Raw genomic sequence first — 14,803 nt, forward strand, 5'->3', positions numbered from 1 at the left:
CTTGGTCTTTATAATCATGCCATTTAGTACTTATCCTTGTGGGATCAAACACGATGACTGACTTAGTTCAGCAGTTGGCAAAAGAGCTTGCCGTGCGTCCAAATCAAGTCGAAGCTGCCATCAAACTCATTGATGAGGGTGCCAGTGTTCCTTTTATTGCACGTTACCGTAAAGAAGTAACGCAGGGCCTGGACGATACACAATTACGCCAGCTCGATACACGTTTAGCGTATTTGCGTGATTTGTATGAACGCCGTGAAAAGGTCATTGAATCACTCAAAGAACAAGAGAAATTATCTGATGATTTGCTGGCACGGGTAAATGCGGCTGAAACCAAAAATGCCTTGGAAGAAATTTACGCGCCATACCGTCCAAAACGCACCAGCAGGTCGTTTAAGGCCAAAGAAGCCGGTTTAGGTCCTGTTGCAGAGCGCATCTTTACAGAGGAGCTTGATCCTACGGAAGCACTGGCCGGTTTTAGCCATGCAGATTATCCGGATACGGAAAGTCAGCTGGATGCAATCCAGCATATTCTGATTGATGACTGGGCACAAAAAGTTGCGCTGACGGCTGAACTGAAAGCCATGTTTGCACAAACTGCCGTATTGAAAAGCCTGGTCGCTTCGGATGAGAAAAAAGAAGTCGGTAAAAAATTCCGTGACTACTTCGATTTCTCTGAAAGCCTGAATAAAGTGCCTTCCCATCGTTTACTGGCGATGTTACGTGGCCGCCAGGAGAATGTCCTGGGTCTTAAGGTCGACGGTGAAGATGATGCGCCTTTGGCACGTATTGAAACCGAGTACAATCTGTACCAGATTCAGCCACCAGCCCGTCAGGACTTCCTGAAACAAACAGCCAAACTGTTCTGGCTCGGTAAAGTTCGCCCCACTATTGAGCACTCATTGCTGACTGAAAAACGTCTGGCAGCTGAAGCTGAAGCCATGCAGGTGTTTGCTGAAAACCTGCGTCATCTGCTGCTTTCCGCTCCGGCAGGTGCACGTACCACATTAGGTGTCGACCCTGGCATCCGTACGGGTGTAAAACTGGCCGTTGTAAATGAGTCTGGTGATGTACTGGCACATAGCACGATCTATCCATTTGCACCAAAAGAAGATAAAGAAGGTTCATTAACAGAGCTGGCGCGTTTATGCCGTGAGTTCAATGTTGACCTGATTGCAATTGGCAATGGTACAGCCAGCCGTGAAACCGAAGCCTTGGTTGCTGAAATGATGGCAGCGAATAGCGACTTGAAACTGACTCGCGTATCAGTTTCTGAAGCAGGTGCATCGGTGTATTCAGCTTCTGAGCTGGCAGCTCAGGAACTTCCTGATCTGGACGTGACCATTCGTGGTGCAGTGTCGATTGCACGCCGTTTGCAAGATCCTTTGGCCGAACTGGTAAAAATCGATCCTAAATCAATTGGTGTGGGGCAGTATCAACATGACGTCAACCAGACCGGCCTGGCCAAAACGCTGGAAGCCGTAGTTGAGGACTGTGTGAACTCGGTGGGCGTAGATGTCAACACGGCATCTGCGGCCATTCTGGGCTATATCGCAGGGCTGAACAAATCCATTGCCCAGCAAATTGTAGAATTCCGTAAGGAAAATGGCCGTTTTGATAACCGTCAGTCTCTGAAACAAGTGCCACGTCTGGGCGAGCGTACGTTTGAACAGGCAGCTGGTTTCTTGCGTATCCAGCAGGGTTCAGAACCATTAGATGCTTCTGCGGTTCACCCTGAATCTTATGCGCTGGTCAGCAAGATGGTGGAAGCAAAAGCCACAACTGTCAAAGACATCATTGGTAATACTGAAATCATTCGTCAAATTAATGCAGAGGAATTTGTCGATGAGCAGTTTGGTCTGCCGACTATTCAGGATGTGCTGGCTGAGCTGGAAAAACCGGGTCGTGACCCGCGTCCAGAGTTCCGCACTGCCAAATTCCGTGATGATATTACTGAAGTGGCGCAATTGACGGAAGGCATGCAGCTTGAAGGTGTGGTGACGAATGTGACCAACTTTGGTGCTTTCGTTGATGTCGGCGTACATCAGGATGGTTTGGTACACATTTCTGAACTTGCCAATAAATTCGTTGCAGATCCGCACAAGGTGGTGAAGCCCGGTCAGATTGTTCAGGTCCGTGTGTTAAATGTAGATGCTGAACGTAACCGTGTGAATCTGTCGATGCGTCCTGAAGGTTCTGAAGCGCCAAAAGCACCACGCCAGCCACGCCGTGACAATGAGCAGCGCGGTGAGCGTAAGCCACAAGGCAAACGTCCACAGCATGCACGTCCGCAAGCTGAGCGTCCTCAGGGCAAGAAACCGCAAGCGGCTAAACCGCAAGAGCAAAAGATCGGTGGTTTGGGTGCGCTGTTATTACAAGCCGGAATTAAAGGTTCGAAGTAAGCTTTAAGTTTGACCAAAAAACCTCCCCATCGGGAGGTTTTTTTATTGGAACATTGTTATGAATTAACCATCGGTACAATCCAGCTGGTAATAATCAATAAAATACCGAGATGGCCCAGCTTTCGGGTCACATAGACCAGCTTGGATGGCGGCTGTTCCAGCTGTTTGGCATACTCTTCCATGCTAATGCTTTGTTTACCGCGACTGGTAAATAAAAATACGCCCAGATCAATACAGATCAGAATCGTACCAATATCAGCCACCAGTTCCATCAGCTCAAATTGCTGGGTGTATAACGACATGCTAACGCTATAAATCAGATAAAGACCAAAAGCCAAACAGGCATATTGCAGGACCACTAAAAACTTCTGCATAAATCTCAACAGTTCAAAAAATTAAAGTAATTATACAAATAATTTGGGCAGACCGTGACCATTACAAGTTTTGGATCACAGTGGCAAAATTCTGCTTTTCCACCAGTTCCAGAAATTCATCTCCAAGTCGCTGACTTTCAACAATACATTGTTTCCACAGCTGAATCCGCTGGGCTTGGTCCAAACCTTTTAAGCTGAAATCTTTACGATCTGGCAGACGGCCGAGCGGTAAACTTTGCAGATATTCCTGAGAGGGTGAAATCAGCAAGGTGCGGGCCTGATTTTCCGGATGTGCAGTACGTTTAAACAGTTTATCGAACCAGCCCGGCGTAATACTGTCGGTAAAATGTGGATACAGCACAATCCCCTTGCTTTGGAAAGGCAGGTCAATGTGATAATCAATCAGACCACCATCGCGATAATAGCCTTGCGGTGCATCCGGAATATTGTTCACCGCTGCCATCACCCCCGGAATGGAGGCAGATGCCATCAGCCAGGGCAACACACTCTGTTCAGTCAGCGTATGATAGTGGGTGGTAAATCCATCATCGGCAATTTTAAACTGTTCTCCAAGATTTGGCTGGCTAATCACACGTTGCATAAAATGACGGCTATGCCTGCGTGCGACCGCCGTTGTGCCAACAATTCCAGCCACAGAAGCCAGCAGGGGCAAGGCTTTGTCACTCTGGAAAATGTGCTGGGCTTTAATCGACAAGACAGTCAGGTGATAGTCCGGATGATTGACCAGATCGGCCTCTTTGCCTTGGACCAGCTCTAGCAGCATGCCACGACAAATGTCACTGATCTCCTGACGGGTCATTTTCTTGTGAAAATACAGATGGGTATAGAGTTCTGCAAGACGCTCAGTGCCTGCTTTGGCTCCCCAGGCAGCTACACTGGCAAAACGCCAGCTGCCAATGGATGAACCAACCAAGGTTCTACGCTGTGGCGCCCGTGAAAAAAACTCACCAAAAATTGCCTGATCCAGCCCCTGAATGCCGATACCTTTCGGTCCACCTGCAGCACCTGGCACAATATCGACCTGTTCGGGTTGCAAACCTTCTTTCAGAATCAGCTCACGTGCCTGATGCCCAGCGCGGATTTTCAGGGCAGGCGCATGTTTTTGTAAAATCTGCATAGAGGTTCAACCCATGTTCGACCAGTGAGGGCTTATTTTAAGTCTCTACTGCTAGGACCCAATGGCAAGATATACCCTAAGGTGACTTTGCAGTCATGGTATCGGGTTAATGTCAGTCTGCATGAGTTCTTGATTGCATCAATGTAAAAAACGCAGGTTAAATGACATAATCAAAAGCGTGGTTATAGGATAGCTTGGCCAGTAAAAAGCCTGAATTAGAAATAAACAGCCTGCAATACCTATCCATATTTTTAAAGCCAGTATTAGCTGTGTTTGTCGTAGACAGGATAGAAATAATAACGGAAGCAGGTTAACGCTGACAATGAGCCAGAAATAGTCACTCTGAATCAGGCGGTAGAAGGTGGTATGGGCAGCAGGTGACCATGCAAGCCAATGGGCTGTCTGGTTGAGATAGAAAAAATCTCTCTCCATGTCGGGAAGCTGTAGAGGCGTGCAGTGAGAAAGGATTTTGGTCTATTCTGGCGATACAGTGCCCATAAAAAACTAGATTTCATTTGGATATTCTTGTTATATTTTTCAATGATTAAAGCATAAAAAAAGCCTGAATAATCAGGCTGTTTAAAAATTATTTCGCAATCCGCCAGACAGCCAGCACGCTGGCCAGCACAATCAGAATCACCGAAACGAACCAAGGCGAAATAATTGCAATTGACAGCAGAATTGCCATGATGCTGCCAAACATCCAGCTACGCTTTTGCTGATGTTCCATTTGCAGGCGCATACTTTGCAATTCATTGAGCTGTTTGGCATGCCAGGCCGACTGGTTTTTCAGACCATTCAGGCTGTCGATCATCAGGGTCGGTAAATCCTGTGCGCCTAATAGCAGATCCGGAATTTTCTGACCGAGTTCTTTCAGATTTTTCTGCGGATTCATCTGGGCCTTGATCCAGTCCGTCAGGATCGGTTTGGCCAGACTCCAGATATCCAGTTCCGGATACAGGTCAGTGCCTAAGCCTTCGACATGGACTAAGGTTTTGAGTAGCAGCATCAGTTGCGGTGGAATTTCCAGATGGAAACGACGGGCAATGTCCATCACTTCAATCAAAATACCGGCGAAATCCAGTTCATGCATTGGCTTGGACACCATTGGACCTACAGTACGGCGCATTTCACGGGCTAGCGCATCCTGATCAGTACCCGGTGGAATCCAGCCTGCCTGATGTACAATCTGGATCAGCTGCATAAAGTCACTATTCATGACGGCTAGCAGCATGCGCGCCACGGTCATCTGGTCATGCTTGGACAGTTCGCCCATAATCGCACAATCCAGGGCGATAAAGCGCGGATTGGCCGGATTAATGGTCTCTACAAAAACATTGCCCGGATGCATGTCGGCATGGAAGAAGTTATCGCGGAAGACCTGGGTAAAGAAGATGGTCAGGCCTTTACGTGCCAGATCAGCACGATCCATACCGAGTCGGTCAAAGGTCGCAATATCTGAAATCGGTACCCCGGTAATGCGCTCCGCCACCAGCACATCTTTACTATCCATATAGACTTCAGGCACGTACATCATGCTGGAGCCAGTAAAATAATGCCGCATGCGGCGGGTGTTGTCAGCTTCCAGCGTCAGATCCAGCTCATTTAAAATAATCTGGCGATAGTCCTGAATAATCTCGGACAGATGCAAGGCACGTGCTGCTTCGAGACGCTTTTCCAGTGCATCGCCGAGCCATTGCAAAATCTCAAAATCCTGTAAAATCTGCTGGCGAATATTGGGACGGGTAACCTTGACGATGACTTCACGGCCATCATGCAGGGCAGCGGTATGGACCTGTGCAATCGAGGCAGCTGCCAGTGGCTGGATATCAAAACGGGCGAACAGGGTATTTACATCCGCCTTTAAGGACTCCTGAATCCGCATCTTGGCGACTTCATTATCAAAAGGCTTGACCCGATCCTGCAGTAAAACCAGTTGTTGCAAGACTTCAGGCGGAATCAGATCACGGCGGGTTGACAGTAGCTGACCGAGCTTGATCGCCAGCGGCCCCATTTCTTCCAGTGCCAGTTTCAGCTTGAGCGGATTTTTACGCTCCTTGCTGGACCAGGCCGCCGGATGCATGCGGATGATTGACAGGACATGCCGGGCTTTTTCTGGAAGCTCTTCCGCAGGAAACAACGTGTCGAGTCTATAGTGCGCGGCGATGCGCCAAAGTTCGCGTAAACGTGAAACATGCGGAATCATAAAGCGGTGTACCTAGTCGGATGTAGAGTTATGTGGAGCATCAATCTGCTGTTGAAGCTGGCGAATCCTGGCTTCAACGCGATCTAAATTCTGATTCAGGATACGGGTATCCTGATTTAAGTCATCCATTTGCCAGCGTGGAGCAAATAAACCACTGTCTTCTTTTAATGTGTCTTCAGCAAAGAACAGCTTGCTCTGCAAGGCGCGTTTGACATATTGGGGCGCTAGTTGCAGTTTACCCAGTTCATGGGCCAGAGTCGGGCCAATCCAGGGACTCAGGTGAGCAGCGAGATCAGGTTCTGCCTGCTGCATGATGCGCTGGATTTCTTGCAGAAGTTTATAGTCGCCCTGTAGGGGAATATTGCCGATGTCATCGGATACCAGCAGGCTGAACAGTTCAACCATATTCTTGACGTTTAGCGTCGCTGTTGCCTCTACGAGGCTAGACGTTTGCGCGTCAAAAGGGCGCTGCTCAAAAATAGAAGGCTGTTCAGCATGTCCGGTTGCAGTGGCTTCCAGACGAACCTTGCCTTCATCAAAGCATACATCTACCGAAAGCTGTGGTGATGCAATGACCACACGCAGCATTTTACCGGCTAGCGCATTGGTCTGAATGCGGGTAATGCCATCCAGATCAATCATCTGATGAATCACGCGTTCAATTGCCCCTAGGGCGAGAATTGACCACATTGGCATAGCCTCTTAGAGTTTGAAACCACGGTGAACGGCCACAATACCGCCAGTCAGGTTGTGGTAATCACAGTTCTGGAAGCCGGCATTTTCCATCATGCCTTTCAGGGTGCGCTGGTCTGGATGCATGCGAATTGATTCAGCAAGGTATTTATAACTTTCCGAATCATTTGCCACGATTTTACCCATGATCGGTAAAGCGGTGAATGAATACAGGTCATACAGTTTTGAAAATGGCTCGAATACTGGTTTAGAAAATTCCAGAATCAACAGACGGCCGCCTGGCTTAAGCACGCGGTACATCGCTGCCAGTGCTGCATCTTTGTCAGTCACGTTACGCAGACCAAATGAAATGGTCAGCAGATCAAAGCTGTTGTCTGCAAAGGGTTCCAGAGTTTCAGCATTGGCCAGAACAAAGTCGACATTGGTACAGCCGGCATCGATCAGACGGTCACGGCCAACATTCAGCATGGATTCATTAATATCAGAGAGGACCACATGGCCGGTTGGGCCAACCTCGCGGCTGAAAACTTTAGCCAGATCACCCGTACCGCCTGCAATATCCAGCACATGCTGACCACGGCGTACCCCCGACATATTAATCGCAAAACGTTTCCACAGGCGGTGAATACCAAAAGACATCAGGTCATTCATGATGTCGTATTTGCTGGCAACCGAATGGAAGACTTCCGCCACTTTCTGGGCTTTTTCATCACTGTTAACAGTCTGATAACCAAAGTGCGTGGTCGAACCGACATTGCCGGTATTGGCGCCGCGTGGCAGATTGTATTTAGGTATCGTTGAGGTCACTGGCGTATCGGTCAGGCGTTGTTCGAGGGACTGTTGCTGACCTTGCGGGGTGCCTTGAGGAAGAGTTTCAGTTAAGAATGGACTCACTTTGTCTGTCTGTTGTGCCGACTCGGGGGTAGGGGCAGGTGTTGGATTTTCATTCGACATGGGAGTCACTCCTAACATAGTCATCGGGTTAATCTTATATTGACTGCATAATGACAGATTCTAAGATGTTATTCAGCATTCATCATGCAATTGTTATGAATAATATACAGAAAAATGAGCAAGTCAGCTGAAATCTTTCGGGTGCATGATCATGCTATCTTCTTGTAGGATGACGGCCTGCTCTGGGCAAAAGGATGACTTTTAGTCCGAGGGCAGACAAGTCTCAGTGCTGCTTGATCTGGTGAAAAATAACGCTTATTGAAAGGGCCGCAGATCGCCAGCATGCACCCGGTCAATGATATGACGTTCGCCCTGGGTAAAGTCACGGACAAACTGTTCAGCCGACTTTAACGGTTTCATGGCCAGGAAACCTTCCTGCATAAATTCATACATGACCTGGAAATTATATTTATTTGCTGCACCTTTACACATTTTAAAGGCCGTATAGACCATAAAGGAGCGCATGTATTTATCCAGGCTATGACCCAGCTGGTCCAGCAGTTCCAGCTGTTTTAAACGCGCCTGTGCCTGATCCAGCTTTATATAAGCCAATCGCATCATCTCATCATTCAGCGGGGTATCCGCCGGATAGTCTTTCAACAGCTGGATGGCCACCTGCTCATCTAGCTGTACCGCCAGAATCGCCAGTTCAACCCCCAATGTGCCAGTTTTAATGGCATTTTCCGGAATAACTTTTTCAGCTTTATGGGCATATTTCATCAGGCGTTTAATTTGTGTGGCCAGCGCATCAAAATCCGGTCCGCCATAAAGCCGGTTGAGAAAATAGTCGGCCATCAGCTGGTTCTGCTTTGCTGAAAAATGGGTTTGATGGCTACGCTGCATCCGGGTTTTCTGCCATGCCTGTACATCCTGTAAGCGGCTTAAAATTTTGGACTGGCGATGATAGCTCAGCTGATCATAACGTTCTAATAACTCATCAAGTGCGGCAAGTTTGGACATGATAGTTCAGATATTTTTTACGATGTCAGAATCTTAGAGGGTGTTGAAGGATCTCGCCATGACAAATTGACCAATGAAACCTGATTTACAGGTCAATTCGCTGTTTAAACAATCAAACTAATCGTGTGAAAAACGTTGCTGGCCCTGTTTGAGTGGAAAATTTCCCCGTTATACTGCCTATAAGAAGAAGAGAAAAGGGCTCAGTATGGATTTAGAACAATCGCCTTTTCAGCTTATGGATGAAGACCAGTTATCCCTCCAGCTGATTGATGCACAATACAATTTAAAAAATACCCAGGGCCGAAAAAATGCCAAAAGTGTACTGATCCTGGTGAATGGGATAGAGCTGGCCGGTAAAGGGGAGGCAGTCAAACAGCTGCGTGAGTGGGTCGATCCGCGTTATCTGGGGGTAAAAGCAGACCGACCCTTGATGCTGCATAACAAACAACCTTTCTGGCAGCCTTATGTACGCTTTATTCCGGCGGAAGGTCAGCTTATGGTGATGTTTGGTACCTGGTATAGCGACCTGATCAGTACGGCAATGCAGCCGACACAACCCATCAGCGAGGCCAAATTTGATGCTTATATTGATGAGATGCGCGCTTTTGAACAAGATCTGAAAAACAATCACGTGGATGTGGTCAAAATCTGGATTGACCTGTCGTGGCAGGTGTTGCAAGCCCGTCTGGATCAGATTGAGCCCAGCGAGTTGCGCTGGCATAAACTGCATGGACTGGACTGGCGTAACAAGAAGCAATATGACACTGTGCAGGAGCTGCGCCAGCGCTTTAGCGATGACTGGCTGATTATTGACGGTACAGATGAAAAACAGCGTGATCAGCAGTTTGCCCAGGCCATTTTGAATGCTTTAAAAAATTGTCCGGCGCACCCGAAGAGAGCCCTCGGCAGATGGCAGCAAGCTAAAATTCCAGAGCGGTTAAAATCACCTGAGCAACGCCTTGCCGAAGCGGAAGATTATAAGCCAGAACTTAAAAAGCTGACTTCCAGGGTTGCCAGTGCCTTACGTGATGATCCGCGCAATGTCCTGATCCTGTTTGAGGGTATGGATGCAGCCGGCAAAGGCGGGGCCATCAAGCGGATTGTAAAAAAACTTGATCCACGTGAGTATGAAATTTATACCATTGCGGCACCAGAAAAATATGAACTCAGCCGTCCATATTTATGGCGTTTCTGGACCAAGTTACAAACCGATGATGATATCTGTATTCTGGATCGTTCCTGGTATGGCAGGGTACTGGTCGAGCGGGTGGAGGGTTTGGCCAGTGCGCTTGAGTGGCAACGGGCCTATGGGGAAATTAACCGCTTTGAACAGAGTCTGGTTGAACATCAGACTGTCATTATCAAAATCTGGCTGGCCATTTCCAAAGAAGAGCAGGCGGCGCGTTTCAAGGCACGTGAAGAAACTCCGCATAAACGTTTTAAAATTACCGAAGAAGACTGGCGTAACCGGGAGCAATGGGAAAACTATCTGAAAGCCGCCGCAGACATGTTTGAGCGGACTTCAACCGAACTTGCGCCTTGGCATATTATTGCCACTGACGATAAAAACACCGCTCGGATCGAAGTCTTAAAGGCCATTTTAAAACAACTTCAGGCAGAATCGTCTGCCTGAAGTTGTAGGTGGGCAGGGAAATAATCCTTGCTCTTTCTCACCTTTCATTTTATTTATTTTGAGCAATCTGTTTTTGCTGGATATTTTTAGCAGTACGATAACAGTCGTTGACATGTGCTTCCGCAATTTTCTTCATGATGAGATAACCCAGACTGGCCGCAACCAGTTGACCCCCCAGGGGGATGAATTTTGTGACTTGCTTTGTGATCACTTTCGCTGCAACATTATTCAACGATTTTTTGACCGCGGTCCGTGCCACCACCAGACCGGAAAACTCAACTCCGCGTTTACGCAGTTCCTGCCAGTGGACTTGACGGGTTTTAGCATCATAGACACTGATCTGATCGGGTGCCAGGCCGAAACGGGCATTGATCTCGGGAATCAGTTGCGACAAGATACCGACATCAATCACCACATCCAGAAATGGAACGGGAATTACGGCTGCACCGGCCGAACAGTAGGCGCGTTTTTTGACGATCTCTAAACATTCATTGCGGATCCGGTCCAGATCGAGGCTCGGATCAATACGGTCAGGAATTTTATCTAATTTCATGGGGGCTACCTTAAAGCTGTATGTTGTTTTTTTCTATTCAAACATCAATAAGATGCTTTTTTCAAAGAAATTTTTGAGCAAAATATGGGTTTTAAAGTCGCATAGACCAGTCGCGAAGTATAGTAAATAATCTTTATTGTTTTGTACTAAGGCTGCATTTTTTTATATTCAGGGGAAGCCATGGCAATTCATGTTATTCAGAGTCAACGTATTGATGTACTTTTGGATAGTATGCTGCGTATTGTCAATCAGGCAGCACAAAATCCGTTCGAGGTGTTACAGCCGCGACATTTTATTGTGCCATCACCGGCGGTGGAAGCTTGGCTGACCCAGAAAATTGCCGAAAAAAAGGGGATCAGTGCCAATACCCAGTTTCATCACCGCATTCGTGCCTTTCAATGGAGTTCCTATCAGTGGGTGCTGAACAGTCCTAAGGAAGTTGAACAGGTGCGTGAGGCCAACATTCCCCGGATTATCATCAAGTGGCGGATGTTTCAGGCCCTACGTAAATATATTTTACCCGCTGAGATGTGTTTGGATGTAGACCATCCGCTGTATTCTATTATCAAGCGGATTTATGACAGTGCTGACCGTCTGGAGCAGGGCACCGAAAAACAGCTGAAAAAGCAGAGCATGTTGTACTGGGTGGCCGAACAGGTGTCGCGTCTGTTTAGCCATTATATGGACTATCGCGGTTATTGCGCACGTGGCTGCCCTCCCCAGCAATGTAGCTGCCCGACGAACTGGTTGCAGGCCTGGGGGCAAGATATTGCCCTGGATGTTGAACAGATGATCTATATGCCAAAGGATGAAAACGGGCAGGTCATTCCAGTCGGGGATTTTGTCAAAATCCAGGCACGTGAGCTGGAAGCCTGGCAGCGCTGGTTATGGCAGCATGTGTTTCAGGATGATTATGCCAAGATTCTGGACATTGAACAGCTGTACTGGGAACGGCTGGAAAATCCGGAATCTCAGGCTGAGGTATTGAAACGTTTGCCCGCTCAAGTGGTGGTCTTTAGTTTGCTGGAACTGCCGCCAGGCCAGCTGGATTTCTTGCGCCGTCTGGGCCAATACATTGATATTTATATTTTCCATTTTAACCCTTCACAGGAATACTGGGCTGATAGTGTTGACCCCGACTGGAAGGCGCGTTATGACCTCGGCGTGCAGGAACGCTTTATCCGTAAATATGAGCAGAGCCGGGGACACAAGCCAAGTGATGAAGAAATCCAGCATTTTTTTAGTGCATTTCAGTTGAATTTCAATGCCGAAGACCGTGAGTCCCGTCATCCCTTGCTGACCCGTTTTGGCAAGCAGGCCCGCGATCACTTCTCACTTCTGTCCAAACTGTCCTCGGGGGAAGAGGGGCTTTGGGCGGATGCCTTTGTGGATGAATATCAAGATTGCTTATTGGCCAAGTTACAGTCCGATATCCTGTATCTGCTGGAACCTGAAAAACATCAGTATCCGCTCAAACCTGACGATGATTCACTACAAATTCATGTCTGTCATTCTTCCTTGCGCCAGCTGGAAGTCCTGAAAGAGCAGATGATTCATTGGCTGGCTCAGGGAACGGAAGAAAAGCCGCGCCAACCGAGTGATATTCTGGTGCTGGCCCCTAATCTGAAAGAGCTGGAACCCGCGATTCGTAGTGTGTTTGCGCCACCACCGCGCGAACGTGAGCCAGGCAGTTCCAGACTGCAAAAAGACAGCCTGTATTTACCGATCCAGATTGCCGGTGTATCGCGTCTGGATGTCAGCAATGCATGGCGCGCAGTCTTAGGCCGGATTCAGCTGGTGCATCAGCGTTTTAGTATTGAAGATTTTGCCGACTGGCTGAGCTTGAACGCCACCCAGCAGCGTTATGCACTGGACTATAGTCAGGTCGAGCGCATGTTGCAGCTGCTCGCTGAGGCTGGTTTTAAGCGTGGGCTGGACCAGCAGCATTTACAGCAAAGTCTGAGCAGTGGGGATGAAGATTACCGTTACAGTTTTAAATTCGCCCTAGACCGTCTGGCTTTGGGTATGGCGATGCCCGAGCATCGCCTGTTTCAGGACACCTTGAGCTATGCTCGGGTGCTAAGCAGTGATTTCCCTTTAATTACAACGCTTATTCAGATTTATCAGGATCTGGTGCAGCGTCGGGACTGGCTGATGCTTCATGAGCAAGGGCAGCGTACGCCGGTGAAAACCTGGCTGGAATATTTATGGAATGATCTGAATGAATTTCGGGAGGCGGGGGTAGACGCGCTGAAAACCGTGGCCGAAATTATTGACAAGCAGCTGCGGATGCTGACCTTGGCAGATTATCACGATCAGGATGATTTATATGCCAGTCAGGAACTGGTCGCGCTCAGTCTGCCGCTGCCGTATGTACTGGAAGAAATCCAGAATACGCTCGACATGCAGCTGGAGCAGGCAGAACCCAGCGGGCAGATTACTTTTAGCCAGATCGGTCAAATCCGCCCCTTGCCTTATAAACTGGTGGTCATGCTGAATCTGGATAGCGGCAAGTTTCCGGGCCGGCATCAGAAAGTGCCTTTTGACCTGATGAGCATGCTCAAGCCGCAGCTTGGCGACCGTTCACGTCTGGATGATGAGCAGGGAGCTTTTTTAGATGCCTTGTTACTGGCACAGGAAAATTTATGGCTATTTTATAATGGCTTCGATGTAGATGATGGTGAAGCGCGTGATCCCTCCATGGCCTTGCAGGAGCTGATCCAGCATATTGGTCTGATCTGTGAGTCAGAGCAGCCGGATGCTGAAGTCGATGCTATGGTGGAACTCAATGGCCTGACTGTGGCCAAGCATATCCGGCAGCTGTATCATGTCCATCCTTTACAGCCTTTTGACCCGGCCGGATTTACCGTGGCCAGCACACCGCGCTTTCAGGACCAGTGGTTTGCTGTAGCAAAATATATCCGTAACGCTGCCGGCCAGCGCAGCAGCTGGATCAATGCGCACTATCCTGCGCTGGAGCCTCAGGAAGTTCGGGTGCTCAAAGGCGAGGAGTGGATTCGGGACATGATTTTCCCCGCACGCCTATTTTTAAAAAGTGTCGGGATTTCCAGTGTCAAATATGCCGACTTGCCGAGTGCCAGAGAGCCTTTGTTACTGAATAAACTGGAACAGTATCAGGTCCGGGATTTTCTGTTACAGCAAGAACAGGAAATCGAGCCGGAGCTAATGCTGGATCGTTTGCCGGTCGGCAAAACCCGTCAGGCTACCTGGCTGAGTAGCCAGCAGGAGCAACAGCGATTGCAGCAGCGTCTGCTTGAGCTGGATAAAGAGCTGACCCCGGTAACTCAGCAGACCTGGAAGTTGAGTTCTGAAATTTTGTTAAATATTACCGTACCGCAAGTGGCGCACAGTGCCTATTGGCTCAGTATGCAATCTTCTTCGGCATCGGAAAAACGCCGGGCACAGGTCTGGCTGGAATATCTGCTGTGGCTGGCTTTTATTCATGATGATGCGCGCGCCCCGGCGCTGGAGCGTATCGTTATTTTCAGCGATAAAACCCTGAAATTTTCCGGGCTAAGTTCGAGCAAGGCACGTGAGTATTTACAGTTCTGGTTCAAAGCCTGGGAAATTGGACAAAAACAGCCGCTGGTCTTGCCAGCTGAATTATTGATGAAAAAAAACTGGAAGTGGGCTGAAAACGAACACGGGCAGATGACGATTGTCGAAATGCAGGAATTGCTGAACGGTTGGAATAATCGTTATGAAAGTAGCAGGCCTTTGACCAGTGACGAATCTAACCAGCTGCATCAGGACTGGCAGTTTATATTGCAGGATCAGGACCCGGATCAGGCTCTGGAAACGTGCTGTCATCATTTTGCTCATGCCCTGTATGCGCCCATTCATGACCATCTGGAGTGGGTAAAATGAAC

The 14,803-nt window shown here is 48.4% G+C and carries 10 protein-coding genes; 3 read left to right on the top strand and 7 right to left on the bottom strand.

What is annotated here, in order from left to right; translation table 11 throughout:
* Positions 1–53: 53 nt before the first annotated feature.
* The gene (locus E5Y90_RS01305; RefSeq protein ID WP_174659183.1) at positions 54–2,402 is read left to right on the top strand and encodes a Tex family protein; all 2,349 of its coding nucleotides are present in this window, start codon (positions 54–56) and stop codon (positions 2,400–2,402) included.
* Between the two features lie 56 nt (positions 2,403–2,458).
* On the opposite strand, the gene E5Y90_RS01310 is transcribed toward E5Y90_RS01305, so the two are convergent.
* From E5Y90_RS01310 to E5Y90_RS01335, 6 genes are all read right to left on the bottom strand, one after another.
* On the bottom strand, positions 2,459–2,776 hold the full coding sequence (locus E5Y90_RS01310; protein ID WP_151205673.1) for a hypothetical protein: 318 nt from the start codon (positions 2,774–2,776) through the stop codon (positions 2,459–2,461).
* Between the two features lie 61 nt (positions 2,777–2,837).
* Complete coding sequence (locus E5Y90_RS01315) at positions 2,838–3,914, bottom strand: patatin-like phospholipase family protein (RefSeq protein WP_174659184.1); 1,077 nt, start codon at positions 3,912–3,914, stop codon at positions 2,838–2,840.
* A gap of 586 nt (positions 3,915–4,500) precedes the next feature.
* Positions 4,501–6,120: an ABC1 kinase family protein gene (locus E5Y90_RS01320; RefSeq protein WP_174659185.1), complete on the bottom strand. Its 1,620-nt coding sequence runs from the start codon at positions 6,118–6,120 to the stop codon at positions 4,501–4,503.
* Positions 6,121–6,132: 12 nt separating this feature from the next.
* Positions 6,133–6,810: a ubiquinone biosynthesis accessory factor UbiJ gene (locus tag E5Y90_RS01325; RefSeq protein ID WP_151205387.1), complete on the bottom strand. Its 678-nt coding sequence runs from the start codon at positions 6,808–6,810 to the stop codon at positions 6,133–6,135.
* Between the two features lie 12 nt (positions 6,811–6,822).
* Positions 6,823–7,767, bottom strand: a complete 945-nt coding sequence (ubiE, locus tag E5Y90_RS01330) for a bifunctional demethylmenaquinone methyltransferase/2-methoxy-6-polyprenyl-1,4-benzoquinol methylase UbiE (protein WP_151205388.1) — start codon at positions 7,765–7,767, stop codon at positions 6,823–6,825.
* Positions 7,768–8,022: 255 nt separating this feature from the next.
* Complete coding sequence (locus E5Y90_RS01335; protein WP_174659186.1) at positions 8,023–8,727, bottom strand: FFLEELY motif protein; 705 nt, start codon at positions 8,725–8,727, stop codon at positions 8,023–8,025.
* 205 nt (positions 8,728–8,932) lie between these two features.
* Between E5Y90_RS01335 and E5Y90_RS01340 the strand changes: the two genes are divergently transcribed.
* A complete protein-coding gene (locus tag E5Y90_RS01340; protein WP_174659187.1) occupies positions 8,933–10,360 on the top strand; it encodes a phosphate--AMP phosphotransferase in 1,428 nt (475 codons plus the stop codon).
* 49 nt (positions 10,361–10,409) lie between these two features.
* Here E5Y90_RS01340 and E5Y90_RS01345 read toward each other — a convergent pair whose 3' ends face one another.
* Entirely contained in the window at positions 10,410–10,913 is a 504-nt protein-coding gene (locus E5Y90_RS01345; RefSeq protein WP_151205391.1) for a hypothetical protein, read from the bottom strand.
* A 180-nt stretch (positions 10,914–11,093) separates the two neighbouring features.
* Here E5Y90_RS01345 and E5Y90_RS01350 point away from each other — a divergent pair, with 180 nt between their 5' ends.
* Entirely contained in the window at positions 11,094–14,801 is a 3,708-nt protein-coding gene (locus tag E5Y90_RS01350; RefSeq protein ID WP_174659188.1) for an exodeoxyribonuclease V subunit gamma, read from the top strand.
* Positions 14,802–14,803: the final 2 nt, after the last annotated feature.

This window comes from Acinetobacter sp. 10FS3-1 (assembly GCF_013343215.1).
In the GTDB taxonomy this organism is placed as follows: Bacteria; Pseudomonadota; Gammaproteobacteria; order Pseudomonadales; family Moraxellaceae; genus Acinetobacter; species Acinetobacter lwoffii_C.